The organism is Pseudomonas sp. GL_090, assembly GCF_057837765.1.
This window is the reverse complement of record NZ_CM174452.1, coordinates 4,966,144-4,988,692: the sequence shown is the minus strand read 5'-3', so window position 1 is coordinate 4,988,692 and position 22,549 is coordinate 4,966,144. Positions and strand designations below refer to the sequence as shown.

General features: G+C 58.0%; 25 protein-coding genes. 12 read left to right on the top strand and 13 right to left on the bottom strand.

The features are described 5' to 3' along the window. Positions 1–197 precede the first annotated feature (197 nt). Complete coding sequence (locus tag AC3ITA_RS22405) at positions 198–524, top strand: DUF2025 family protein (RefSeq protein ID WP_095944542.1); 327 nt, start codon at positions 198–200, stop codon at positions 522–524. A gap of 145 nt (positions 525–669) precedes the next feature. On the opposite strand, the gene AC3ITA_RS22400 is transcribed toward AC3ITA_RS22405, so the two are convergent. Continuing rightward, positions 670–993, bottom strand: a complete 324-nt coding sequence (locus tag AC3ITA_RS22400) for an antibiotic biosynthesis monooxygenase family protein (protein WP_095944543.1) — start codon at positions 991–993, stop codon at positions 670–672. After that, positions 990–1,697 (bottom strand): CTP synthase C-terminal region-related (seleno)protein, encoded by a 708-nt coding sequence (locus tag AC3ITA_RS22395; protein WP_150674258.1) that lies wholly within the window; start codon positions 1,695–1,697, stop codon positions 990–992. The genes AC3ITA_RS22400 and AC3ITA_RS22395 overlap by 4 nt, the downstream gene beginning before the upstream one ends. A gap of 15 nt (positions 1,698–1,712) precedes the next feature. Between AC3ITA_RS22395 and AC3ITA_RS22390 the strand changes: the two genes are divergently transcribed. Beyond that, positions 1,713–2,654: a LysR family transcriptional regulator gene (locus AC3ITA_RS22390; RefSeq protein WP_095944583.1), complete on the top strand. Its 942-nt coding sequence runs from the start codon at positions 1,713–1,715 to the stop codon at positions 2,652–2,654. A gap of 6 nt (positions 2,655–2,660) precedes the next feature. On the opposite strand, the gene AC3ITA_RS22385 is transcribed toward AC3ITA_RS22390, so the two are convergent. Both AC3ITA_RS22385 and AC3ITA_RS22380 read right to left on the bottom strand, forming a co-directional pair. Beyond that, a complete protein-coding gene (locus AC3ITA_RS22385; protein ID WP_150674257.1) occupies positions 2,661–3,191 on the bottom strand; it encodes a DUF1003 domain-containing protein in 531 nt (176 codons plus the stop codon). 125 nt (positions 3,192–3,316) lie between these two features. Next, the gene (locus tag AC3ITA_RS22380; RefSeq protein WP_095944546.1) at positions 3,317–3,928 is read right to left on the bottom strand and encodes a TetR/AcrR family transcriptional regulator; all 612 of its coding nucleotides are present in this window, start codon (positions 3,926–3,928) and stop codon (positions 3,317–3,319) included. A 216-nt stretch (positions 3,929–4,144) separates the two neighbouring features. Between AC3ITA_RS22380 and AC3ITA_RS22375 the strand changes: the two genes are divergently transcribed. Then, positions 4,145–5,203: an MBL fold metallo-hydrolase gene (locus AC3ITA_RS22375; protein ID WP_150674256.1), complete on the top strand. Its 1,059-nt coding sequence runs from the start codon at positions 4,145–4,147 to the stop codon at positions 5,201–5,203. Between the two features lie 23 nt (positions 5,204–5,226). On the opposite strand, the gene AC3ITA_RS22370 is transcribed toward AC3ITA_RS22375, so the two are convergent. The 3 genes from AC3ITA_RS22370 to AC3ITA_RS22360 are packed head-to-tail and all read right to left on the bottom strand — an operon-like array spanning position 5,227 to position 6,266. Continuing rightward, on the bottom strand, positions 5,227–5,547 hold the full coding sequence (locus AC3ITA_RS22370; protein ID WP_095944548.1) for a helix-turn-helix domain-containing protein: 321 nt from the start codon (positions 5,545–5,547) through the stop codon (positions 5,227–5,229). Then, a complete protein-coding gene (locus tag AC3ITA_RS22365) occupies positions 5,540–5,902 on the bottom strand; it encodes a type II toxin-antitoxin system RelE/ParE family toxin (protein WP_095944549.1) in 363 nt (120 codons plus the stop codon). The genes AC3ITA_RS22370 and AC3ITA_RS22365 overlap by 8 nt, the downstream gene beginning before the upstream one ends. A 46-nt stretch (positions 5,903–5,948) precedes the next feature. Next, positions 5,949–6,266, bottom strand: coding sequence for a helix-turn-helix domain-containing protein (locus AC3ITA_RS22360; protein ID WP_095944550.1), 318 nt, complete (start codon positions 6,264–6,266; stop codon positions 5,949–5,951). A 243-nt stretch (positions 6,267–6,509) separates the two neighbouring features. Here AC3ITA_RS22360 and AC3ITA_RS22355 point away from each other — a divergent pair, with 243 nt between their 5' ends. Further along, complete coding sequence (locus AC3ITA_RS22355; RefSeq protein WP_095944551.1) at positions 6,510–6,878, top strand: hypothetical protein; 369 nt, start codon at positions 6,510–6,512, stop codon at positions 6,876–6,878. A 24-nt stretch (positions 6,879–6,902) separates the two neighbouring features. Further along, positions 6,903–7,592 (top strand): DUF6933 domain-containing protein, encoded by a 690-nt coding sequence (locus AC3ITA_RS22350; protein WP_095944552.1) that lies wholly within the window; start codon positions 6,903–6,905, stop codon positions 7,590–7,592. 19 nt (positions 7,593–7,611) lie between these two features. On the opposite strand, the gene AC3ITA_RS22345 is transcribed toward AC3ITA_RS22350, so the two are convergent. Beyond that, positions 7,612–8,577, bottom strand: coding sequence for a hypothetical protein (locus AC3ITA_RS22345; protein WP_150674255.1), 966 nt, complete (start codon positions 8,575–8,577; stop codon positions 7,612–7,614). Positions 8,578–8,852: 275 nt separating this feature from the next. Here AC3ITA_RS22345 and AC3ITA_RS22340 point away from each other — a divergent pair, with 275 nt between their 5' ends. Next, positions 8,853–10,643, top strand: a complete 1,791-nt coding sequence (locus AC3ITA_RS22340) for a SulP family inorganic anion transporter (RefSeq protein ID WP_489278378.1) — start codon at positions 8,853–8,855, stop codon at positions 10,641–10,643. A 209-nt stretch (positions 10,644–10,852) separates the two neighbouring features. On the opposite strand, the gene AC3ITA_RS22335 is transcribed toward AC3ITA_RS22340, so the two are convergent. From AC3ITA_RS22335 to AC3ITA_RS22315, 5 genes are all read right to left on the bottom strand, one after another. Beyond that, positions 10,853–11,566 carry an HNH endonuclease gene (locus AC3ITA_RS22335; protein WP_150674253.1) on the bottom strand — a complete coding sequence of 238 codons (714 nt, stop codon included), beginning with the start codon at positions 11,564–11,566 and terminating at the stop codon, positions 10,853–10,855. Positions 11,567–11,685: 119 nt separating this feature from the next. Next, the gene (locus AC3ITA_RS22330; protein ID WP_150674252.1) at positions 11,686–12,219 is read right to left on the bottom strand and encodes a BRO-N domain-containing protein; all 534 of its coding nucleotides are present in this window, start codon (positions 12,217–12,219) and stop codon (positions 11,686–11,688) included. A gap of 406 nt (positions 12,220–12,625) precedes the next feature. Continuing rightward, the gene (locus AC3ITA_RS22325; RefSeq protein WP_489278377.1) at positions 12,626–13,873 is read right to left on the bottom strand and encodes a ribonucleotide-diphosphate reductase subunit beta; all 1,248 of its coding nucleotides are present in this window, start codon (positions 13,871–13,873) and stop codon (positions 12,626–12,628) included. Between the two features lie 527 nt (positions 13,874–14,400). Then, positions 14,401–14,676, bottom strand: coding sequence for a hypothetical protein (locus AC3ITA_RS22320; RefSeq protein WP_095944558.1), 276 nt, complete (start codon positions 14,674–14,676; stop codon positions 14,401–14,403). A gap of 189 nt (positions 14,677–14,865) precedes the next feature. Next, the gene (locus AC3ITA_RS22315; RefSeq protein ID WP_057713604.1) at positions 14,866–15,129 is read right to left on the bottom strand and encodes a DUF2790 domain-containing protein; all 264 of its coding nucleotides are present in this window, start codon (positions 15,127–15,129) and stop codon (positions 14,866–14,868) included. Positions 15,130–15,593: 464 nt separating this feature from the next. Here AC3ITA_RS22315 and acs point away from each other — a divergent pair, with 464 nt between their 5' ends. The 6 genes from acs (at position 15,594) to argR (ending at position 22,534) form a co-directional block, all read left to right on the top strand. Next, complete coding sequence (gene acs / locus AC3ITA_RS22310) at positions 15,594–17,549, top strand: acetate--CoA ligase (protein WP_095944559.1); 1,956 nt, start codon at positions 15,594–15,596, stop codon at positions 17,547–17,549. A 701-nt stretch (positions 17,550–18,250) separates the two neighbouring features. Then, complete coding sequence (locus AC3ITA_RS22305) at positions 18,251–19,027, top strand: ABC transporter substrate-binding protein (protein WP_489278376.1); 777 nt, start codon at positions 18,251–18,253, stop codon at positions 19,025–19,027. A 91-nt stretch (positions 19,028–19,118) separates the two neighbouring features. Then, positions 19,119–19,808, top strand: a complete 690-nt coding sequence (locus AC3ITA_RS22300; RefSeq protein ID WP_015096506.1) for an ABC transporter permease — start codon at positions 19,119–19,121, stop codon at positions 19,806–19,808. Further along, on the top strand, positions 19,805–20,503 hold the full coding sequence (locus tag AC3ITA_RS22295) for an ABC transporter permease (RefSeq protein ID WP_095944561.1): 699 nt from the start codon (positions 19,805–19,807) through the stop codon (positions 20,501–20,503). Before AC3ITA_RS22300 ends, AC3ITA_RS22295 begins: the two co-directional genes overlap by 4 nt. A 37-nt stretch (positions 20,504–20,540) precedes the next feature. Continuing rightward, positions 20,541–21,305, top strand: coding sequence for an ABC transporter ATP-binding protein (locus AC3ITA_RS22290; protein ID WP_046042317.1), 765 nt, complete (start codon positions 20,541–20,543; stop codon positions 21,303–21,305). Positions 21,306–21,553: 248 nt separating this feature from the next. After that, positions 21,554–22,534 carry a transcriptional regulator ArgR gene (argR, locus tag AC3ITA_RS22285; RefSeq protein ID WP_489278375.1) on the top strand — a complete coding sequence of 327 codons (981 nt, stop codon included), beginning with the start codon at positions 21,554–21,556 and terminating at the stop codon, positions 22,532–22,534. Positions 22,535–22,549: the final 15 nt, after the last annotated feature.

Below are 22,549 nucleotides of genomic sequence, written 5' to 3'. Positions count from 1 at the left end.
CGCAATGAGTTGGCGGTCCCTTTTAACAAGTCATCTTTGCAGACGCTATCGCCAGACCGACAAAAAGCTGTCTAAAGCTGATTTTCGTCAGCGCTTTTGTGCGCTCGTTTGCAGTACGCTGGGGCGCTGCAATTTCCCCGGCAGAGGGAAACGCGGGCCCTGCGTGCAAACCAACGATCACCATTGCGGGGTTTACCATGCGCATCACTTCCCAGCTCATCTGCCAGGCTGCCGACCAACTCAAAGGTTTTGTCGGCCTCAACCGCAAGACCGGCCACTACATCGTGCGTTTCAGCGAAGACTCGTTTGGCATGGACGTGGCGGACGACGGCATCATCCCGACCAGCGAATTCGTCTGGGCCGAGGGCCCCGAGCAGACCATGACGCTCAAGCGCGAATTGATTCAGTTGCTGCTGGACCAGAACATCGATGACCGGATCAACATCACCGAGCCGTTGCGGGTGTACATGAACCGGCGGGAAGTGCCGGAGATTTCGGCGGTTCGTTGTCTGGTTAAGGGTTGAGTTTTTGTACTGACCGTTCTGGCCCCATCGCGAGCAGGCTCACTCCTACAGTGGATCTTTGTCGTGCACAAATGTTGTGACCGACCGGGATCAAAATGTGGGAGCGAGCCTGCTCGCGATGGCGATCTGAAAAACACTACATCACTCACTGGTTAAACCCGTAGGCCCGCTCAACCCGACACACCCGCGTATGACACCGCCCATACCAGGTCGAGCGCCCACGCTCGCGAATCGCACTGTGCTCAGGATGATGTTTCCACGCCAGAATCGCCGCTTCACTGGCCCAGTACGACACGGTTATTCCCAACCCATCCTCGCCCCGCGCCGACTCCACACCGAGAAACCCCGGCTGTTCACGGGCCAGTTCCAGCATTCGTGCAGCCGCCTCGGCGTAACCCTGGTCACCCTCGGTGCGCAGTGAGGTAAAAATCACCGCGTAATAGGGCGCAGTTGGCGTATCGGCGATCATGCCGAGCGCCCCGCACAGGCTTCGACAAAGGCGCCAACCAGCGGCGGCAAGACGCCCTTGAGCGCCGCCCGCTCGGGCTGGAACAAGGTCGCGACAAAGAACGGATGACCGCTGAGCTCGACCGCCCGTACTCCGTGTTCAGAATCGTGGCCGACGGCGTGAAGTTCGCGCTTGAGCAGCTCCCCTTCGAACTGCGGATTCACACCATAACGACAGCGATAGCCTTCACGAATCTCGGCGCTTTCGTACGCCTGGGCAATCAACGAGCCTTCACGTAAATGAATGGTATCGACCGCTTCCACCAGCGCGCACGACAGCGGTGTCAGCAGTGCTCGTGCCGCATCGGGATTTGTCTCGCCATGTTCGGCATCCGACCAGCCCAGCACGTTGCGCGCATATTCCAGCACCGCGTGTTGAAAACCACCGCAGGTGCCGAGGAAAGGTCGCCGTTGTTCGCGGGCAAAACGAATCGCTTTTAATGCACCGTCCGTGCTCCGGTAAGGGCTGGCCGGTACGCACCAGAAGCCATCGAATGTATGCAGCGGTGCATCGGCGTGGATTTCATCGGTGGCCAGCCATTGCCATTGCAGGTTCAGGCCAGAGTGTTCAGCGGTCATTTCGAGGGCGATGGGAATGGCCTGGTGGGCGGTGACTTGCGGGTCGTGGTCGCCGATCAGGGCGATGCGAATCGGGCGGGTTTCCATGTGGGGCCTCTGCACTTGTTGATTGCCGGTGCCCACTATAAATTGGCGTTCACGCACTCAATATTGGCGTTTTCCCAAGTGATCAATGCAGCGACGCACTATCGGCTCGACTACCCGGACCTGGCCCTGATCCTCGCGCTGGTGCGCGGCGGCTCTCTGTCCCGGGCCGCGCAACTGCTCAAGGTGGATGTCTCGACGGTGTTTCGAGCGGTGCGCCGGCTGGAGGCTGCCCTGGGCCAGCAACTGTTCGAAAAAAGCCGCGCCGGTTACCTGCCCACCACCCTGGCGCAGTCCCTGGCGGAACAGGCTGAGCGCGCTGAGCAGGCTTTGGAGGCGGCGCGCATCGGTGTGGAGCAGGGCGGTGACGTGATCAGCGGCATCGTGCGCCTGACCTGTACCGATTCAGTCCTGCAAGGTTTGCTGTTGCCGGCGCTGGCGCAGTTCATGCCGAATTATCCGGCGCTGACCCTTGAACTCAGCACGTCCAATGATTTTGCCAACCTCAGCCGTCGGGATGCCGATATCGCCCTGCGCCTGACTCGCACGCCACCGGAGCATCTGGTGGGACGGCGGCTGGCGGAGATTTCATACCGCGTGTGTGCCAGCGAGCGATACCTGCAGTCGGTCAATAGCACTGACCTGGCCGCATTGACCTGGATCGCCCCGGATGACTTCCTGCCGGATCACCCGACCGTTACCTGGCGTCGCCAGGCCTTGCCGGGGGTAACGCTGGGCTATCGCTGCAACAGCATGTTGTCGGTGACCGAACTGGTCAGGGCGGGGTTGGGCGTGGCGGCGTTGCCGGACTTTTTGATCGGCGACGGATTGCAGCCGCTGAGCGAACCACTGCACGGATTCGACACCGCGCTGTGGCTGCTGACTCGTCCCGACTGCCGCGCCTTGCGCTCGGTGGTCACCTTGTTCGATGAGTTGGGGCGGGCGCTGAAACTGCCGTGAAAACCTTTAGGCCTTAGGCTCATCCTTGCGCACCAGGTGTTGGTGCATTTCCGTGGTCAGGTTTTCGATGCGCTCGGTGAGGGTCTTGGTCATCTCCGTGAGACGGGTGTTCTGCTCAAGCAGCTCCAGCAATTGCGCAGTGTTTTTCGCAGCTTCCGCCTGCCGCTCACTGTTGGCGGTCGCCAGCGCTTCGCGGTGCTGCGCATCGGCATCGGATTGGGCTTTGTCCCGGGCTGCCTGACGCGTCTGGGCCAACAGAATCAATGGCGCGGCATAGGCCGATTGCAGGCTGAAAGCCAGGTTGAGCAGGATGAACGGGTACGCATCGAAGTGGGTGAACCCCGACAGGTTGAGGCACACCCAGATCACCACGATCAGCGTTTGTGCACCGAGAAAAGTCGGTGTGCCGAAGAACCGCGCAAAGGCTTCGGCGCGCAAGGCAAACTTGTCATTGCCGAATGTTGGCGCGAGGTGGGCATGGGGACGATGGAAACGCAGGTGATCGACGTGGGCGGTGGTTTCGTGGCGGGTGGTCATGATGCCCTCTGTCTGGCGCTGGGACTGAAGCTCACTATAGCCTCAGCGCCAGTTTCATTCTGAAACACATCGCGTCGTTTAAATCAGAGCCATCGATCCTTCGACACTGCTGTCGACCTTGTCATTTATTGCAACTGATAGCAGGCCAGAAACATGTCCAGCGCGGACTCGGCCACCTGGTGTTGTTCTTCGGCTGACAAGCTGGGTTGCCCCATGGAAATCTGTGGCCAGAATGCAAAAGACTTGAGCAGGCCATGGATCTGTTGGGCGGCGAATTCGGGAGCCACGGCCTTCAATCGGCCATCCGTTTGAGCGGCCCGAATCCATACTGTCAGCCCTTCTTCGCGTTCGCCCATTCGCGCCACCATATCCTGCGCCCGCTCCGGGGAATGAATCGTCGCCGCTATCGCCACCCGCGCCAGGTCGAGAAAATTGTCATCGCCCAACATTTGCAGCTTGGCCATCAGCAACCCGCGCAATTGCTCGCGCAACGGCAGGTCGGGGCTGTAGGTCGCTTCCTGTTCTGCCGTCACCCGGATCCATAACTGATTGAGGATCTCGGCGAACAACTCTTCCTTGCTGGGAAAGTGGTTGTACACCGTGCGCTTCGACACACCGGCAGTGGCAGCAATCTTGTCCATGCTGGTGATCTCGAAACCGTTTTCACGGAATTCGTTGATCGCGGCTTGAATGATCGCTTGGCGTTTTCGGTCGGTGAGGCGCTGAGGAGCTGTCATAAATACGCTTCGGCAGGGGAGAAGGGTGGAATTACACTCAGCAGTTTACTTGTCATCGACTTTGATGCAACCTAGAAACTACACTGTGCAGTGTAATGTTTTGTTAACCCTGCCCAGCAAAAATAGAAAGTCCGGCTGATGCGTGCGTGCTTTGGCCATTTATCGTCCCAAAACGGAAAGTCGCGTGATGCGCGGTTTTTCTGGAGTCATTTAGTCATGGCCAATTCAAACTCCCCGGTGGACAACGCCTCCACACCTGAAGCATCCCGACAGGCTCAAGGGCAGTATCAAAACTTCACGCCGGTTCAACGTTTAAGCTTTGGCAAAACCATGGGCATCCTGTGGAGCGTGCTGTTCCACAAGCCGCAAAACACCCGCCCGAGTGCGCCCGTCCCGGTGCAAGCCCTGACTCAAGCCGCGCTGATCGCAGCGCCGAACCACAGTGTCTATCGCCTGGGCCACTCCACGGTGCTGCTCAAGCTGCGCGACAAGTTCTGGATCACCGACCCGGTCTTCGCCGAGCGTGCCTCGCCCGTGCAATGGGCCGGACCCAAGCGTTTTCACCAGCCACCGATCAGCCTGGAAGAATTGCCACCGATTGAAGCGGTGATCCTGTCCCACGACCACTACGACCACCTGGATCATCAGGCCGTGCTCAAGCTTGCGGACAAGACCAAACATTTCCTGACCCCACTGGGCGTAGGCGACACCCTGATCAAGTGGGGTATCGACGCCAGCAAAGTCCGTCAATTGGATTGGTGGCAAGGCACGGAAGTCGATGGCATCCAGTTCATCGCCACCCCGTCGCAACACTTTTCCGGCCGTGGCCTGTTCGACAGCAACAGCACCCTCTGGGCCTCGTGGGTGATGATCGATGGCGACACACGCCTCTTCTTCAGCGGCGACAGCGGCTACTTCGACGGCTTCAAACGCATCGGCGAACAATACGGCCCCTTCGACCTGACCCTGATGGAAACCGGTGCCTACAACGTCGACTGGCCGCACGTGCACATGCAACCCGAACAAACCCTGCAAGCCCACCTCGACCTCAAGGGCCGTTGGCTACTGCCGATCCACAACGGCACCTTCGACCTGTCGATGCACGCCTGGTACGAACCCTTCGACCGCATCCTGGCCCTGGCCTGGGAACGCAACGTGTCGATCACCACACCGCAGATGGGCGAGGCGTTCAACTTGATGCATCCGCAGCGTGGTGGGGCGTGGTGGCTGGCGGTGGAAGGGGAGAGTGAGCGGGTGGTCGCTCATAACGCGTAGAGCAATTAGCTGAGTTGTAGAGCTCAGCTAAAAACCACGTCAATTCGGCCTTCTTTGCGTGAGCGCGGGGCCGACTTGACCACGATTTGCACATCACGCCCGAGAAGTAACAGGCAATCCATCATCTTGGCCTCACTTATCCCACGAAACTTTCCGCGCAACATTTCGGAAAGCTTGGGCTGTGACAGACCTAAAATTTCGGACGCCTGAACCTGGGTCAAATGGCGAGCCTTGATGATTTCGCCTATTTTTGCGGCCAATTGGGATTTGACTCGCATTTCATTGGCGTTCGGTGTCCCGAGGTCTTCGTAGACGTTGCCACTGCTTTCTTCGATTTCAATCATGTCCTGATCCTTTTGCGTGTTCCTGCGCCGCTTGAAGTCTCTTCCTGATCAAATCGATGTCGCACTGCGCGGTTTTGATTCCTGTGGTCGACTTTTTCTGAAAACAGTGCAGAACATAGACAGCATTGCCAAAACGAACGGTATAAACGGCGCGATAGGTGTTCGTATCGAAGTCCTCAATCAACTCAAGGACTCCGGCACCACCAAAGCCTTTTAGTGGTTTTGCATCTAGGTGCTTCTTGTTGCTTTGGGCCAGATCAAGCGCGTGGCCAAAAACGTCCTGTACATCTGCGGGCATCTGCTTGAGATCTTTTTTGCTGCTGCTAACCCACAGGAGTGGCTTCCTTGTACTCATGCGAAAATATACCTAAATGGGGATAATCGTCAATCGATGAGTTGGCTCACTCCACCATCGCAAAATCCGCCCGCCCAACCGGATTCGGCGTCGACCCTCTCACATTCATCCCTCGACCCGGCGCAAACCCCGGGAAGAACACCAACCCCTCCGACTCGAACCGATAGGCCAGAGCCAGGCGCGTGACATCCAGCACCTCCTGTCGCGCCTCGAAGCGTTGAATGGCCTCCGCCGAAACCCGGGATTCCCGCGACAGCTCTTGCACACTCCAGCCCAGCATCGCTCGGGCCTGGGCGCAGTGGGCCGGGGTGAATTGGAAGAGGGCGATACGTTCCAGGGTGATTTTCATCGCTTGAGAGGCCATGGTGTTCTCCGGGCTCGAGAGTGTTGGTCAAAATATACTGTGTTTTTGTACAGTTGTTTTGGGCCCGGATCAAATTCATTTTTTAATTTTTCTTTTCAGCCAGACGAACGGTAACTGTCTCGGTGCGAGGGGAAACTGTCGAAGTCGCCAGCGAATCACCACTCGATTCCGGGGTTGGTAAAGGCGGTTTTTTTCGCAAGAATAGCGCTTCACACTGTTCAGGTTTTCACGCAGGAGAATCTCATGCCGATCCTCGAAAGCGACTGGAAGAAGTTCAAGGAGCTGCGCAAGATTGCGCTCGACCGTTTCTGCCTAGGTGTTCTTGCCGATGCCAAGGCGATTGCGCAACATGATGCGTTGTCGGCTCATGCTCGCTACGGGATGCTTTACGGCATGATCCATGATCGAAACAAGGACATGGCCCAGGCGTTTGACTACAACAGCCAATCCCGTTCAAGTGCGCTCCGGGGCTTGTGGCTGATGGTCATGCATGACTTGCTGACCGAGGCAGAGTTATCGGTTCTCAGCGAAGGTGCGCTGAGATACATTGCCGAGGTTGTTCGCCAGCCCTACGAACTTGAATGGGTCGATGAGATCGTCCCGCAGGACTGACCAACCTTTACCAGAGAACCAGGGATGCTGATTTTCAATTGCACCGAAGCGGCCAGTAAATTCTTCAGTCGTGTGCACAAGGGCAAAAAAATCACGAGGGTGGAAAGTCCACCATCACCCGTCATTGAAGACGATGAGCCTGATGAGTCCGCCGAACAGTGGCTGGTCCACGCCGTCACTGTTCAACGCAAACATGTGCTGTTCGCCATCCACATCCCGACTCGTTACTGCATGATCTTCGCCGATGCAAAAAAGGCCGACGTCGAGGGGTTTGTTCGACGTTTTGCTGATCGCTGGATTAGCGGTCTGATACGCCATGCAGGGCAGTTCGACATCCTTCAGTGGGTCGATGACGAGCCGATGATGGAACGTTTTCAAGAAAGCTGCGGCCAGTTCACTCTGTACCGGCGCAGCCATCGCAGCGCGCAAAAACACATCGATGAAATCGCCTGGATTTTTCAGGATGTAGCCGCTGAGCGGGGCTCTTTACCGCCTGACGAGTTTTCGGCAGAGCGCTTCGACGGCGAAATGAATGACTACCCAAGAAATAGCAAAGGCCATAAAGACTATTTCTACCCGGATTCGGAAATGATGGCTCACTGGTTACGTCGATACTGCGGCCTAGACGCAACAGGCATCCTGACTGCACTGGATCGACGCATGGAGGTGAAACGGGAGATCTGGGCATTGCAAAGGCAACTCGACGCACAATGAACCAACGCTGCGTTTCGTATTACTTGCCCGCCAACCCCGGCGCTTCCCGCACGATAAAGTGATCCAGATTCTCGATGTTGGCACTGAACACCCCGAACGTCTGCTCGGGTTTTTTCTTGCTCGGCACCTGCTTCAACTCGGGCGTCACCCCATAAAAAAAGCAGTACAACTCCCGACCACTCTCGATGGCGTGCTTGATCTCCTCCAGGAAAGCCTTGCGCTTGCGGTAGCTGTCGATGAGTTTCTTGCTCAGGTAGACATTGACCGAGTAAGGCTTCTTCTCGAACCAGACCTTTTTCTCGAAGTCGATGCGAAAGCTCTGGGTGTAGTCCTTGATCTCCTTGACCTTGCCCCAGTAAATCAGCCCCTTGTTGTCTTGCAGATACTCGATCTTCTTGAAAAACGACCCGTAAGGCGCGGTGTGCTCGCCAATCTTCAGCGGCACGCGCTTGAGCAAATCCTTGTCGTCGAAGTTCGACACGAAACACTCCACCGGATGGGCGAAGATGCTGGTCTTGTCCGGGGCCGATTCCCTGCTCGGTTGTTCGACATTGCTAGCCGCCTTAGGCGCCAATGGCTCATCCCGAACCACATCGGCAATCATCACCGGGCTGGACGACTTACGCACATACTCCCGCCGGGTCAGTAACAATTCCGACGGGAAATGTTCCTCGCGACTGTCATCCGTTTCCGCCTCATCCGCGCCCGACGCCGGCGTCTTCACGCTGACATAAGGGCAGCCCTCGACATGCCGTGTACTCGGCAAGTTCTTGAAGTGCGGCGTGCGCACGTAATTCACATTCTTGGCGTTGAACGTGCCCAACTCATTGGCTGCATCGAACGCCAGGCGACAGGCATCGTTGGGGCACTGGAAGTGTTCCCTGGCGGAGTCGAAATCCATCGTCTCGTCGAAATTCAGATCCCGAACGTCGTAGATCGACAACTTGTCGTTGAGGCTGAGGCAGTAGGCGAGGTCGAATTTCATGTCGGGTTCCAAGTCCTTTAGGTGACCAGCTTCCAGTGATGGCGCATTCGAAGCAATAGCTACACTCAGATCACCTCGATATCGCCGAGCCTGCACAGCCCATCAACGAGGGAGTGCTCCACTGTAGGAGCGGGCCTGCTCGCGATGGTCGTTAACGATTACGCGTGTTTACAGGTTAAACGCAGCGCTCTTGAGTCCATCGTCGGATCGCCGCCCGGAGCAAGCTCGCTCCTACAGTTTTTAAATGAACAGCATTACATCAACGAGGGCGGTTCATGAGCCATTCAGACGCTTCGCCCCCTCTCCCGGAACCGGGCCGCATAGCCCGCCGCGATGAACAGACCGGTTGGCGCCGCTGGCTACCGGGGCTGGGCATGCTGCGCGAATACCAACCGGCATGGTTGCGCAACGACATCGTGGCCGGCCTGGTGCTGACCACGATGCTGGTACCCGTCGGTATCGCCTATGCGGTGGCCTCGGGCGTGCCCGGCATCTATGGCCTCTACGCGACCATCGTTCCGCTGCTGGCCTATGCCTTGTTCGGCCCCAGCCGAATTCTGGTGATGGGCCCGGATTCCTCCCTGGTGACCGTCATCCTTGCTGTCATCATTCCACTCTCCGGCGGCGACCCGCAGCGTGCCGTCGCCCTGGCGGGGATGATGGCGATCGTCTCGGGAGCGGTGTGCATCTTGGCCGGTATCGCGCGTCTGGGTTTTATCACCGAGCTGCTGTCCAAACCGATCCGCTACGGCTACATGAACGGCATCGCACTGACCGTATTAATCAGCCAGTTGCCCAAGCTGTTCGGTTTTTCGATTGAACCCGACGGCCCATTGAGAAACATAGGGGCCATCGCCTCAGCGGTGATGGAAGGAAAGGTCAACTGGACCACCTTCACGGTGGGCGGGCTCACCCTGGCGGCGATCCTGCTGCTCAAACGATGGCCGCGACTGCCGGGCATCCTGATCGCCGTGGCAGGCGCGACAGTCGCCGTGGGCGTACTCGACCTGGCGACACGCGCCGGCGTGTCGGTCCTCGGTTCGCTCCCCCAAGGCTTGCCCGGTTTCGCCATCCCCTGGATCACCCGCGCCGACATCGTCCCGGTGGTGATCGGTGGTTGCGCCGTGGCACTGGTCTCGTTCGCCGACACCAGCGTGCTCTCCCGTGTCTACGCGGCGCGGACCCGAACCTACGTCAACCCGAACCAGGAAATGCTGGGCCTCGGCATCGCCAATCTCGCAGCCGGTTTCTTTCAGGGCTTCCCGATCAGCAGCAGCTCGTCACGCACACCCGTGGCCGAAGCCGCCGGAGCCAAAACCCAAATGACCGGCGTCGTCGGCGCACTGGCGGTGGCCTTGCTGCTGGTGGTGGCGCCGGACCTGCTGCAACATCTACCGTCCAGCGCCCTGGCGGCCGTCGTGATCGCCTCGGCCATTGGCCTGATCGAGATCGCCGACCTGCGCCGGATCTATCGCATCCAGCGCTGGGAGTGCGGGCTGTCGATTGTCTGTACGGTCGGCGTGGCCGTGTTCGGCGCGATCGAGGGCATCGGCCTGGCCATCGTGATTGCCGTCATCGAGTTCCTCTGGGACGGCTGGCGCCCGTACTCCGCGGTATTGGGCCGCGCCGACGGGGTCAAGGGCTACCACGACATCAAACGCTACCCCGACGCGCGCCTGATCCCCGGCCTGGTCCTGTTTCGCTGGGATGCGCCCCTGTTTTTCGCCAATGCCGAACTGTTCAGCGACCGCGTGCTGGACGCCGTGGCGGCATCACCCACGCCCGTGCGCAGACTGGTGGTCGCCGCAGGCCCCGTCACCAGTGTCGATGTGACGTCTGCCGACATGTTGGCCGAACTGGACGACGCGTTGCATGCGGCGGGTATCGAGTTGTGCATTGCCGAGATGAAGGACCCGGTGAAGGACAAACTGAAGCGGTTTGGGTTGTTTGCACGGTTGGGGGAGACGGCGTTTTTTCCAACGATTGGGACGGCTGTGGATAGTTATGTGGCGAATTATCGGGTGGATTATGTGGAGGGGGATGAAGGCGGGAAGGTGGGGCGTTGAGCCTGGCTGGCAGCCCTTGCACCGATTTGGCAGACAAACACCTTACTGTGGCGAGGGAGCTTGCTCCCGCGGGGCTGCGAAGCGGCCCCAACTCAGCAAACGCGATCAATCAGACGGAGCACGTAACTTGCTGGGCGACTGCTCCGCAGCCGAGCGGGACGGTGCGGCGATCCGACAAGCTCCCTCGCCACAAAATCCAGCTTGTCTGACTATTCGGGAATCAATCGCCCAACCTTTTCATAAAGCAACGCTGTGAACTCTTCCCGATCACTCGAATGATGACAACGCCGATGACAGTTCGGGCATAGCGCTACAGCATTGCTCGGACGGTCTGAGCCTTCCTGTGCCAAATGCTTAACGTGGTGAACCTCAAGAAACGGAGTGCCCGACTTTTCAAACGGAGCAGGGTTGCCACAGCCTTCGCATTTACCTTCAGCCTGCTGGCGAACCCACGCTCTCACTTCCGGATCGCGAACGTACGACTTTCCGCTGGACTGAGTTTGCTCTGGTTTCTTAATCCCTTTTGGCTCGGCTTTAATCGGTTGTCGCTCAAGTTTTGCAGCTCGCTGCTCCAGCGTCGCCTCGTCCGCTGTCGGGGCGAAGTCTTCGGGAGTCAAAGGGCCTGGAGCATTGAGTGCTTCACGAATGCTCTTCGCAACATTGGCGCCGACATTTTTGGCGGGTTTGTAGCCCTCGATGCGGTCTCGCCCGAGTTCAACCAACACGGTAGAAATGTTCTGCATCCGAAACTCAACCGAACCTTTGGTTCGGCCAGCCAAAGCACCCTCGCGCAGGACGCGATTTTCATGAGCCTTGTTGACCGCCTGACCGTTCTGCTCGCGAGACAGCATGCTGAGATAGGCATCGACCGCAGCCTGAATCTCTACCTCACTCCAATCGCCGTTGCTCTTTTCCGTATCCATACAATCGCCGAGGGTTAATTACCCTCGGACGATACTGAGTGGCCACTACGAATGTCTACGAAAATTCCTACAAAAAGAAGGGAAGGTTCTCGCAAACGGTCCTACAAGAAGCAGGTCACCTAACCTATCGAATGCTTCGACGACTGAAATACTTGCACAACCTTCCGCCACCAAGGTTTAACGACCGGCGCCCGCTGTTGCGTGTGATCGAGCAACAGGTAAGGCATATCCCGCAACCGAATCCAGCCTTCATCCTGCCAGTGCAGCAGGCTCAGCGACATTTCTGGCCAATCCAACAAGCTCAGCATCGGCCGATCCGAATTGTCCGACTGCTCCGCATCACGTAAGGCCGGCACCACTTGATGAGTGACCCACTCACGCAGTAATCGATTTCCAGGCGCGTAGTGATAAACCAACAGCGCATAAACACCGGACTCACTGAGCATCAGCTGCTTTTCCGGTTGCCGGTAATACTCAATCCACAACGAGCGGTGCTGGTCTTTGTCTAGTTTGTTGACCATGCGTTCACTTAGATGGACACCCATCAAGCGGCCGATATCGCGGGCGCAGAACCATGGTTGGTTTTCCAGGAGGAGGGCATGTAGAGGGAGGTTGTGGCGGGTGAAGACTGTTGCAGAAAGGAGATCAGACATGACCGATCTCCATGGTTTGGAGAGTGACGAGAAGGTTGTGTTCAGGCATATCCATTACCTCTACGTTTGGACTTTGGCGGGCCTGACCCCAACGTAGAGTGGACATAAGAAGCTCCAACGAGCAAAAGCCTCACACAGCCGTACGATAGGTCACCAAGGGTGACTGCTCGTCTATGCAATTGGCTAGCTTTCTACGTTGGGCGTTTCTTAGGCACCTGCAGTAGAGCTTAGGGCTGCTTGGAATGGTCCTCAATACAGATGGTGCTGGAATACATGTAGGAGATTTAGCTACTACCGAGATTGCGAGTAAGAGTTTTCCTACCTCATAAAAAAGCCCCGATCAGATCGGGGCTTTTTGGTTTTCGATTCGTCGATTCAGTTCGTCAAATCGCGGCTAGCTTGGAAATCAATCCCAGCTCAAAGCCCCACCAGTCTGATACTCAATAACCCTCGTCTCAAAGAAGTTCTTCTCTTTCTTCAAGTCCATGATCTCGCTCATCCAAGGGAACGGGTTAGTCGTCCCTGGATACTCTTCTTTAAGACCAATCTGCGACAGGCGACGGTTAGCGATGAACTTCAGGTAGTCCTCCATCATCGCAGCATTCATGCCCAATACCCCACGAGGCATGGTGTCACGCGCGTATTCGATCTCCAGCTGAGTACCTTGCAGAATCATCTGCGAAGCTTCTTCCTTCATCTCGGCATCCCACAAATGCGGGTTTTCGATTTTGATCTGGTTGATCACGTCGATGCCGAAGTTCAGGTGCATGGATTCGTCGCGCAGGATGTATTGGAACTGCTCGGCGACGCCGGTCATTTTGTTGCGGCGGCCCATGGAGAGGATCTGGGTGAAGCCGCAGTAGAAGAAGATGCCTTCCAGAACGCAGTAGTAGGCGATCAGGTTGCGCAGCAGTTCTTTGTCGGTTTCGACGGTGCCGGTTTCGAACTTCGGATCGGAGATCGAGCGGGTGTACTTCAGGCCCCAGGTGGCTTTTTTCGCGACCGATGGGATCTCGTGGTACATGTTGAAGATTTCGCCTTCATCCATGGCCAGCGATTCGATGCAGTACTGGTAGGCGTGGGTGTGGATCGCCTCTTCGAAGGCCTGGCGCAGGATGTACTGGCGGCATTCCGGGTTGGTGATCAGGCGGTACACGGCCAGGACCAGGTTGTTGGCAACCAGGGAGTCGGCGGTGGAGAAGAAGCCGAGGTTGCGCATCACGATGCGGCGCTCGTCGTCGGTCAGGCCTTCCGGGTTTTTCCAGAGGGCGATGTCGGCGGTCATGTTGACTTCTTGCGGCATCCAGTGGTTTGCGCAGCCGTCCAGGTACTTCTGCCAGGTCCAGTCGTACTTGAAGGGTACGAGTTGGTTGAGGTCGGCGCGGCAGTTGATCATGCGCTTTTCGTCAACGGCGACACGGGCGGAGGCGCCTTCGAGTTCGGCGAGGCCTTCGGCGACGTCGAGGGAATCCAGGGCGGCTTTGGCGCGGGCAACGGCGGCGGAGTCAGAAGCGGTCACGGCACGGGCTTCCAGGGCGGCGGCACCGCCGGCGCTGTCGAGACGGTCCATGTTGGCTTCGGTGGCATGGCCAGCGTTGGCGCTCTTGACTGCTACTTCCGTGTCTTCTTTGTCGAATTCGTCCCAGCTCAGCATGACGTGTCGTCTCCTGCGTGAGGGCCAGTGTGCCCGTGTGAAATTGGATAGGTCGGTTTTTCACACGGCCTTACTGGCCGCGTTGGATCTAAAGGAATCGTTTTTTGCGGCAGCTATACGCAGGCATCAAACAGAATTTTGTACGGGGTTCCGAGAGCCACTGATGGGCGCAGCAAGCGTTGATCGCTTGTGCGGGGCTTCAGACTGGCTTTTCGTCCCTGTAAGGGAATATTGCAGGCCCGTTTAAGGCCGCATTATAGGGAAGTTTTGCGTGCTGTGGTGCGGCGAAATGGCTCACGGATCGGTCGACGGGGGCCGTTTTTCGGTTGGAGTGAGGGTTTACAGGGCTTTGAAGGGCGTTGGCGGGGGAAGATTTTTTTTCCTGATTTTTTGCCCCGGATTATTTTTGCTCAAGAAATGACCAGAAAAGGCTTTTTTCACTACATCTTGTGTTTCGGTGGGGTTTTCTCAGGCTCCAGACACAACTAAGCCCGACCGAAGTCGGGCTGTGAAGTCACGCTGGTGGATCAGCTCAGGCGAGCGGCACCGACGTGGTCTGCACCATCGGCGGCAAGGCGGGCGGCACCGGTGTGGTCAGCGCCGTCGGAGGCGAGTTTGCCTGCGCCAATGTGATCGGCACCATCGGCGGCGAGACGGGCGGCGCCAGTGTGGTCAGAGCCGTCGGAAGCGACAGCGGCTTCAGTGGTGTAAGCAGCCGAGCCGGTGCGGTCGTAACCATCGGCGGCGAAGGTGTTGGCAGCCAGTACGGAGAGGGTCAGGGCGAGGATCAGTTGGGTTTTCATGGTTGTTGCTCCAGTTTTGTAAGCGTTGTTTGTCTTGGGTTGAAATGAATACTACGCCAATGAATTCGATTAAAAAGCGCAAATAAATGCTTAAAATAATCGATTTAATCGATCATTAAGGTTCGGCGTTTCATCTACCTGATCGCGGCGGGTGGGTCGAACCTTTCAGGGGAGGGGTGAAGCAGGAGATCAGCCGTTGGAGCAGCCGTTGCCCATCATGCTGTAGCGCAGGATGTGCCGTTGGCCGTGGGAGTCTTCGTATTCCATTTTCATCGGCACAACTTCACACACATTCGGCGCTTCGCTCATGGAGATCACTTTGGCGATGTCCAGATGGGTGGAGTAGGTGTATTCCTCTATTGCTGGTTGTTGCTGCGCGACATCAGTTGGGACCTCGTTTGCCATGGCGGTTGCGCACAGACTGCTGAGGGCCAGAACCAATAAAGCTTTCATTTGAAATTTACCTTTTAGAGGTCGAAAGGGGGCACGCAATCTTTTTGGGATTGCGTGTGGAGCTTCAGTACCAGGGTGTTTGATTAACTGCCTTCGTGGGGGCTGCAACTGGGTTAATCAGGTTGCCTTGTTGGCGTGGCTGATTTTAGGTGGGCGCGCCTCGTCCATATAGCCGTGGTTTTGATAAACACTTTTGACAGATCCTGTAACAATCCCCGAATAACGTTGTAGGAGCGAGCTTGCTCGCGATGAGCCGGAGAGCACTGCGGGGTGTCAGGTTGGGCGCGTTATCGTTGGCGACCATCGCGAGCGGGCTCGCTCCTACAGGTGTCGTGCGATGTTTAGTAGGGGGTTTTCACGACAATTTGTAGGGGCTTGTTACTACCATCGTCGAATGGTTCTATAGGCCCGGCCCGGCTAAAACGTGGTCATACAAAAACAACTATTCCACCGAGGTAAGAAAGATGAGTGCGGCTTCCCTGTATCCCGTTCGTCCCGAGGTTCTGGCTAACACGCTGACCGACGAGGCGACCTACAAGGCGATGTACCAGCAGTCGGTCGTCAACCCCGACGGCTTCTGGCGCGAGCAAGCCAAGCGCCTCGACTGGATCAAGCCTTTCACCACGGTGAAGCAGACTTCCTTCGACGATCACCACGTCGACATCAAATGGTTCGCCGACGGCACCCTGAACGTTTCCTACAACTGCCTCGACCGTCATCTGGCCGAGCGCGGCGATCAGGTCGCGATTATCTGGGAGGGTGATGACCCTGCCGAAAGCCGCCACATCACTTACCGCGAACTGCACGAGCAAGTGTGCAAGTTCGCCAACGCCCTGCGTGGTCAGGACGTGCACCGCGGCGACGTGGTGACTATCTATATGCCGATGATCCCCGAAGCCGTGGTCGCCATGCTGGCCTGTACCCGGATCGGCGCGATTCACTCGGTGGTGTTCGGCGGGTTCTCGCCGGAAGCCCTGGCCGGTCGCATCATCGACTGCAAATCCAAAGTGGTGATCACGGCCGACGAAGGCATTCGTGCCGGCAAGAAGATCCCGCTCAAGGCCAACGTCGACGACGCCCTGACCAACCCGGAAACCAGCAGCATCCAGAAAGTCATCGTGTGCCAGCGCACCGGTGGCGACATCAAGTGGAACCAGCATCGCGACATCTGGTTCGAGGACCTGATGAAAGTGGCGGGCACCGTGTGCGCGCCGAAAGAAATGGGTGCTGAAGAGGCGCTGTTCATCCTTTACACCTCGGGTTCCACCGGCAAGCCGAAGGGCGTGCAGCACACCACCGGCGGTTACTTGTTGTATGCAGCCATGACTCACGAGCGCGTGTTCGACTACCGCCCGGGCGAAATCTACTGGTGCACCGCCGACGTCGGTTGGGTCACCGGCCACAGTTATATCGTCTACGGCCCGCTGGCCAACGGCGCGACCACGCTGCTGTTCGAAGGCGTGCCGAACTACCCGGACATCACCCGGGTGGCGAAGATCGTCGACAAGCACAAGGTCAACATCCTCTACACCGCGCCGACCGCGATCCGCGCCATGATGGCCTCGGGCACCGCCGCTGTTGAAGGCGCGGATGGCAGCAGCCTGCGCCTGTTGGGTTCGGTGGGCGAGCCGATCAACCCGGAAGCCTGGGACTGGTACTACAAGAATGTCGGCAAGTCCCGTTGCCCGATCGTCGACACCTGGTGGCAGACCGAAACCGGCGGCAACATGATGAGCCCACTACCGGGTGCTCACGCGCTCAAGCCAGGCTCTGCGGCGCGTCCGTTCTTCGGCGTGGTGCCGGCACTGGTGGATAACCTGGGCAACATCGTCGAAGGCGAGGCCGAGGGCAACCTGGTGATTCTCGATTCGTGGCCGGGCCAGGCGCGCACGCTGTTTGGCGACCATGACCGCTTCGTCGACACCTACTTCAAGACCTTCCGTGGCATGTACTTCACCGGTGACGGTGCGCGTCGTGACGCGGACGGTTACTACTGGATCACCGGTCGCGTGGACGACGTGCTCAACGTGTCCGGCCACCGCATGGGCACCGCCGAGATCGAAAGTGCGATGGTCGCTCACCCGAAAGTCGCCGAAGCGGCGGTGGTCGGTGTGCCGCACGACATCAAGGGGCAGGGCATCTATGTCTATGTCACCCTTAAAAACGGCGAAGAGCCGAACGAGCAGTTGCGCCTGGAACTGAAAAACTGGGTGCGCAAGGAGATCGGCCCGATTGCTTCGCCGGATGTCATCCAGTGGGCGCCAGGGCTGCCGAAGACTCGCTCGGGCAAGATCATGCGCCGGATTCTGCGCAAGATTGCGACGGCTGAATATGATGGGTTGGGTGATATCTCCACCCTGGCTGATCCGAGTGTGGTGCAGCATTTGATTGATACGCACAAGACGATGAATGTCGCGTAAGCGGCAGCTCTGAGTCACTGAAAGCCCCGTCAGGTGTTGAGCCTGGCGGGGCTTTTTTGTGCCTGGGGGGGGGGTTGGTTGGGCTGGCCTCATCGCTAGCAGGCTAGCTCCCACAGGGGAATTGGGGGGGATGAAAGTTATGGGCACGACACAAAACCATTGTGGGAGCTAGCCTGCTAGCGATGGCGGTCTGTCAGGCAGCAATTAAACGCGGGCCAATAAATATCGGCTTCAGCCGCAGGACAATTCCTACTGTTACCTACATTCTTTCAGGTTACTGAATGTGTAACCGCATCGCGCCAATACGGGGCATTGGGAAACGCCGGGGGGTAAATCCGGGCCTGAAATGCGCCTCAAAAAAATAAGCCACTACACTGCGCTTGCCGGATTAGAAGGGTTTGCCAATAATAGGCCCGCAATTTGCAATATAGATCGGTTCAATGTCTTTTGCTCTTGCATGATTTTGCAGGGCTGTCAACGCGCTAAAACGACTTTCTCAGTGCTTCTGTAATTAGTTGTCGCATTGAAGAAATATCGGCCTCGGGCCTGTCGTTAGAATGCCGATCACTCGCTCGTCGTTGCTCGTGTTGAATTTCAACACCCGCTTCCCAGGACGTAGCACTGCTTTCTGGTTCCACTCACTCGCATATTGGGCTGTCGCTCACTCTGCCGTTTTTGCCCTTTACCGATGGAGTCCCAAGATGAAGAAACTCGTGCTGCTTGGCGCCCTGGCACTGTCCGTGCTGTCCATGCCAACCTTCGCCGATGATAAACCTCTGAAAATCGGTATCGAGGCGGCTTACCCTCCGTTCGCGTCCAAGGCTCCGGACGGCAGCATCGTTGGTTTCGACTACGACATCGGCAATGCATTGTGTGAAGAGATGAAGGTTAAGTGCGTGTGGGTCGAGCAAGAGTTCGACGGCCTGATCCCGGCACTGAAAGTGCGCAAGATCGACGCGATCCTGTCGTCCATGTCGATCACCGAAGATCGCAAGAAGTCCGTGGACTTCACCAACAAGTACTACAACACCCCGGCTCGCCTGGTCATGAAGGCCGGCACTCAGGTCAGCGAAGGCCTGACCGAGCTCAAGGGCAAGAACATCGGCGTGCAGCGTGGTTCGATCCACGAGCGTTTCGCCCGCGAAGTCCTGGCCCCGCTGGGTGCCGAGATCAAGCCTTACGGTTCGCAGAACGAAATTTACCTCGACGTGGCCGCCGGCCGCCTCGACGGCACCGTGGCAGACGCTACGCTTCTGGATGACGGTTTCCTGAAAACCGACGCCGGTAAAGGTTTCGCCTTCGTCGGCCCTGCGTTCACCGACGTAAAATACTTCGGCGACGGCGTAGGCATCGCGGTGCGCAAAGGCGACAAGGAAGATCTGGACAAGCTCAACAACGCTATCGCCGCTATTCGTGCGAACGGCAAGTACCAGCAAATCCAGGACAAGTACTTCGCCTTCGATATCTACGGCAAGTAATACGTCCCAGCGACAAGTCCGAAATGGCGCAAGCAACAGGATCTCTGAGGTTTGCGCCATTTTTTCATCCCAACTTTCGAGGACCTGAATCATGTTGAAAGGCTACGGGGCTGTCATCCTCGATGGCGCTTGGCTGACGCTTCAGCTCGCCTTGTCGTCCATGGCCATGGCCATCGTTCTGGGTCTGATCGGCGTGGCACTGCGTCTGTCGCCGGTGCGCTGGCTGGCCTGGCTGGGCGACCTGTATTCCACGGTGATCCGCGGTATTCCCGACCTGGTGCTGATCCTGCTGATTTTCTACGGCGGCCAGGACCTGCTCAACCGCGTCGCACCGCTGCTCGGCTTTGACGAGTACATCGACCTGAACCCGTTGGCCGCCGGTATCGGCACCCTGGGCTTCATCTTCGGTGCGTACCTGTCGGAAACCTTCCGTGGCGCCTTCATGGCGATCCCCAAGGGCCAGGCTGAAGCCGGCATGGCTTACGGCATGAGCAGTTTCCAGGTGTTCTTCCGGGTGTTGGTGCCACAGATGATTCGTCTGGCGATTCCGGGTTTCACCAACAACTGGCTGGTATTGACCAAGGCTACCGCGCTGATTTCGGTGGTGGGTCTGCAAGACATGATGTTCAAGGCCAAGCAGGCGGCCGATGCCACCCGCGAGCCTTTCACCTTCTTCCTCGCAGTGGCGGCGATGTACCTGGTGATCACCAGTGTGTCGTTGCTGGCATTGCGTCACCTTGAGAAGCGCTACTCGGTAGGCGTAAGGGCGGCTGATCTATGATCTTCGACTACAACGTCATTTGGGAGGCCTTGCCGCTGTACCTCGGCGGCCTGGTGACCACCCTCAAACTGCTCGCGCTGTCGCTGTTCTTCGGCTTGCTGTGCGCCTTGCCGCTGGGCTTGATGCGCGTCTCGAAGAACTCGGTCGTCAACATGTCGGCCTGGCTCTACACCTACGTGATCCGCGGCACGCCGATGCTGGTGCAGTTGTTCCTGATCTACTACGGTCTGGCGCAGTTCGAAGCGGTACGTGAAAGCTTCCTCTGGCCGTGGCTGTCCAGCGCAACGTTCTGTGCGTGCCTGGCGTTCGCGATCAACACCAGCGCCTACACCGCCGAAATCATCGCCGGCAGCCTGCGCGCCACGCCGAACGGTGAGATCGAAGCGGCCAAGGCCATGGGCATGTCGCGGGTCAAGATGTACAAGCGCATCCTGCTGCCGTCGGCCTTGCGCCGGGCGCTGCCGCAGTACAGCAACGAAGTGATCATGATGCTGCAGACCACCAGTCTGGCGTCCATCGTGACCCTGATCGACATCACCGGTGCCGCGCGCACGGTCAACGCCCAGTTCTACCTGCCGTTCGAGGCGTACATCACCGCCGGCGTGTTCTACCTGTGCCTGACCTTTATCCTGGTGAAACTGTTCAAGATGGCCGAGCGCCGCTGGCTGGGCTACCTGGCCCCGCGCAAGCACTGAATACCACTGACTGACTGTTTTTGTGAGAACCGACAGCATGTACAAACTTGAAGTCCAAGACCTGCATAAACGCTATGGCAGTCACGAAGTGCTCAAGGGCGTGTCCCTGAAAGCGGCAGCCGGCGATGTGATCAGCATCATCGGTTCCAGTGGCTCCGGCAAAAGTACTTTCCTGCGCTGTATCAACCTGCTGGAGCAGCCGCACGCGGGCAAGATCCTGCTCAACAACGAAGAGTTGAAGCTGGTGGCGAACAAGGACGGCGCGCTGAAGGCGGCCGACCCGAAACAGCTGCAACGCATGCGTTCACGCCTGTCGATGGTGTTCCAGCATTTCAATCTGTGGTCGCACATGACCGCGCTGGAAAACATCATGGAAGCGCCGGTGCATGTGCTGGGCATGTCCAAGGCTGAAGCGCGCGAGAAAGCCGAACACTACCTGAACAAGGTGGGCGTGGCTCATCGCAAAGACGCGTATCCGGGACACATGTCCGGTGGCGAGCAGCAGCGTGTGGCGATTGCCCGTGCGCTGGCGATGGAACCTGAGGTGATGCTGTTCGACGAGCCCACTTCCGCACTCGACCCGGAGCTGGTCGGCGATGTGTTGAAAGTCATGCAGGCCCTGGCCCAGGAAGGCCGGACCATGGTCGTGGTGACGCACGAAATGGGCTTCGCCCGCGAAGTGTCGAACCAGTTGGTGTTCCTGCACAAAGGTGTGGTCGAAGAAAGCGGCAACCCGCGCGAAGTGCTGGTGAACCCGCAATCGGAGCGTTTGCAGCAATTCCTGTCCGGTAGCTTGAAGTAATCAGGACTGCCGTTGTGCACCGGGATAGTGCATGCTTCGCAATTTAGAGGCCGGCCCCGATCCCTTGTGGGAGCGAGCCTGCTCGCGAATGCGGTGTGACATTCAACACAGATGTCGACTGATCCACCGCTTTCGCGAGCAGGCTCGCTCCCACATTTAGATCTCTGTTGGTTTTGAGATTTGCGTTCATTTACGGGCTAGCATTGGCCCATGCCTTCATCACTGTTCTCCGCTTCGGATTGCCCACCATGACTGCCCATCGAATTGGTTTCCTGATTTGGCCCAGCACTAAAGCACTGACGCTTGCGCTGGCTGAGGAGGCCTTGCGTGTTGCCCAGCGTGTGCATCCGGACGTGGTTTACGAGTTGTCGTTCCTGCAGGTCGAGCCGCCGGCCGAAAGCGCCTGGCAATTGCCGGGTGAAGCGTGGACCGGCAAACTCGAAAACTTCCAGAAACTGTTCCTGCTCGCGGACGAGCCGCCGACCGTATTGGCGCCGGCGCTCAGCAGTGCGCTCAAGCAACTGGTGCGTTCCGGTTGCGTGATCGGCGGTCTGTCGGCCGGTGTTTATCCGTTGGCGCAACTCGGTTTGCTCGACGGTTATCGCGCTGCCGTGCACTGGCGCTGGCAGGACGATTTCGCCGAGCGCTTTCCGAAGGTCATCGCCACCAGTCATCTGTTCGATTGGGATCGCGATCGCCTGACCGCGTGCGGCGGCCTGTCGGTGCTCGACCTGTTGCTGGCCGTACTGGCTCGCGACCATGGGGCGGAACTGGCCGGTGCGGTATCCGAAGAACTGGTGGTCGAGCGCATCCGCGAGGGCGGCGAACGCCAGCGTATTCCGTTGCAGAACCGCCTCGGTTCCAGCCATCCGAAGCTCACACAAGCCGTATTGCTGATGGAAGCCAACATCGAAGAGCCCCTGACCACCGACGAAATCGCCCAGCACGTGTGCGTGTCCCGTCGGCAACTGGAGCGCATTTTCAAGCAATACCTCAACCGTGTGCCGAGCCAGTATTACCTGGAACTGCGCCTGAACAAGGCTCGGCAGATGTTGATGCAAACCAGCAAGTCGATCATCCAGATCGGCTTGTCCTGTGGCTTCTCCTCGGGGCCGCACTTTTCCAGCGCCTATCGCAATTTCTTCGGTGCCACGCCGCGGGAAGATCGCAACCAGCGGCGCAGCAGCAGCCCGTTCGAATTGTCATCGGTGCCGTCGGAGCGCGGTTGATCCGCGCCTGATCCC

Excerpts from the sequence above, each read along its gene's own strand:
- AC3ITA_RS22405 (WP_095944542.1), top strand. The coding sequence starts at position 198 with ATGCGCATCACTTCCCAGCTCATCTGCCAGGCTGCCGACCAACTCAAA.
- AC3ITA_RS22400 (WP_095944543.1), bottom strand. The coding sequence starts at position 993 with ATGATCGCCGATACGCCAACTGCGCCCTATTACGCGGTGATTTTTACC.
- AC3ITA_RS22395 (WP_150674258.1), bottom strand. The coding sequence starts at position 1,697 with ATGGAAACCCGCCCGATTCGCATCGCCCTGATCGGCGACCACGACCCG.
- AC3ITA_RS22385 (WP_150674257.1), bottom strand. The coding sequence starts at position 3,191 with ATGACCACCCGCCACGAAACCACCGCCCACGTCGATCACCTGCGTTTC.
- AC3ITA_RS22380 (WP_095944546.1), bottom strand. The coding sequence starts at position 3,928 with ATGACAGCTCCTCAGCGCCTCACCGACCGAAAACGCCAAGCGATCATT.
- AC3ITA_RS22375 (WP_150674256.1), top strand. The coding sequence starts at position 4,145 with ATGGCCAATTCAAACTCCCCGGTGGACAACGCCTCCACACCTGAAGCA.
- AC3ITA_RS22370 (WP_095944548.1), bottom strand. The coding sequence starts at position 5,547 with ATGATTGAAATCGAAGAAAGCAGTGGCAACGTCTACGAAGACCTCGGG.
- AC3ITA_RS22365 (WP_095944549.1), bottom strand. The coding sequence starts at position 5,902 with ATGAGTACAAGGAAGCCACTCCTGTGGGTTAGCAGCAGCAAAAAAGAT.
- AC3ITA_RS22360 (WP_095944550.1), bottom strand. The coding sequence starts at position 6,266 with ATGGCCTCTCAAGCGATGAAAATCACCCTGGAACGTATCGCCCTCTTC.
- AC3ITA_RS22355 (WP_095944551.1), top strand. The coding sequence starts at position 6,510 with ATGCCGATCCTCGAAAGCGACTGGAAGAAGTTCAAGGAGCTGCGCAAG.
- AC3ITA_RS22350 (WP_095944552.1), top strand. The coding sequence starts at position 6,903 with ATGCTGATTTTCAATTGCACCGAAGCGGCCAGTAAATTCTTCAGTCGT.
- AC3ITA_RS22345 (WP_150674255.1), bottom strand. The coding sequence starts at position 8,577 with ATGAAATTCGACCTCGCCTACTGCCTCAGCCTCAACGACAAGTTGTCG.
- AC3ITA_RS22340 (WP_489278378.1), top strand. The coding sequence starts at position 8,853 with ATGAGCCATTCAGACGCTTCGCCCCCTCTCCCGGAACCGGGCCGCATA.
- AC3ITA_RS22335 (WP_150674253.1), bottom strand. The coding sequence starts at position 11,566 with ATGGATACGGAAAAGAGCAACGGCGATTGGAGTGAGGTAGAGATTCAG.
- AC3ITA_RS22330 (WP_150674252.1), bottom strand. The coding sequence starts at position 12,219 with ATGTCTGATCTCCTTTCTGCAACAGTCTTCACCCGCCACAACCTCCCT.
- AC3ITA_RS22325 (WP_489278377.1), bottom strand. The coding sequence starts at position 13,873 with ATGCTGAGCTGGGACGAATTCGACAAAGAAGACACGGAAGTAGCAGTC.
- AC3ITA_RS22320 (WP_095944558.1), bottom strand. The coding sequence starts at position 14,676 with ATGAAAACCCAACTGATCCTCGCCCTGACCCTCTCCGTACTGGCTGCC.
- AC3ITA_RS22315 (WP_057713604.1), bottom strand. The coding sequence starts at position 15,129 with ATGAAAGCTTTATTGGTTCTGGCCCTCAGCAGTCTGTGCGCAACCGCC.
- acs (WP_095944559.1), top strand. The coding sequence starts at position 15,594 with ATGAGTGCGGCTTCCCTGTATCCCGTTCGTCCCGAGGTTCTGGCTAAC.
- AC3ITA_RS22305 (WP_489278376.1), top strand. The coding sequence starts at position 18,251 with ATGAAGAAACTCGTGCTGCTTGGCGCCCTGGCACTGTCCGTGCTGTCC.
- AC3ITA_RS22300 (WP_015096506.1), top strand. The coding sequence starts at position 19,119 with ATGTTGAAAGGCTACGGGGCTGTCATCCTCGATGGCGCTTGGCTGACG.
- AC3ITA_RS22295 (WP_095944561.1), top strand. The coding sequence starts at position 19,805 with ATGATCTTCGACTACAACGTCATTTGGGAGGCCTTGCCGCTGTACCTC.
- AC3ITA_RS22290 (WP_046042317.1), top strand. The coding sequence starts at position 20,541 with ATGTACAAACTTGAAGTCCAAGACCTGCATAAACGCTATGGCAGTCAC.
- argR (WP_489278375.1), top strand. The coding sequence starts at position 21,554 with ATGACTGCCCATCGAATTGGTTTCCTGATTTGGCCCAGCACTAAAGCA.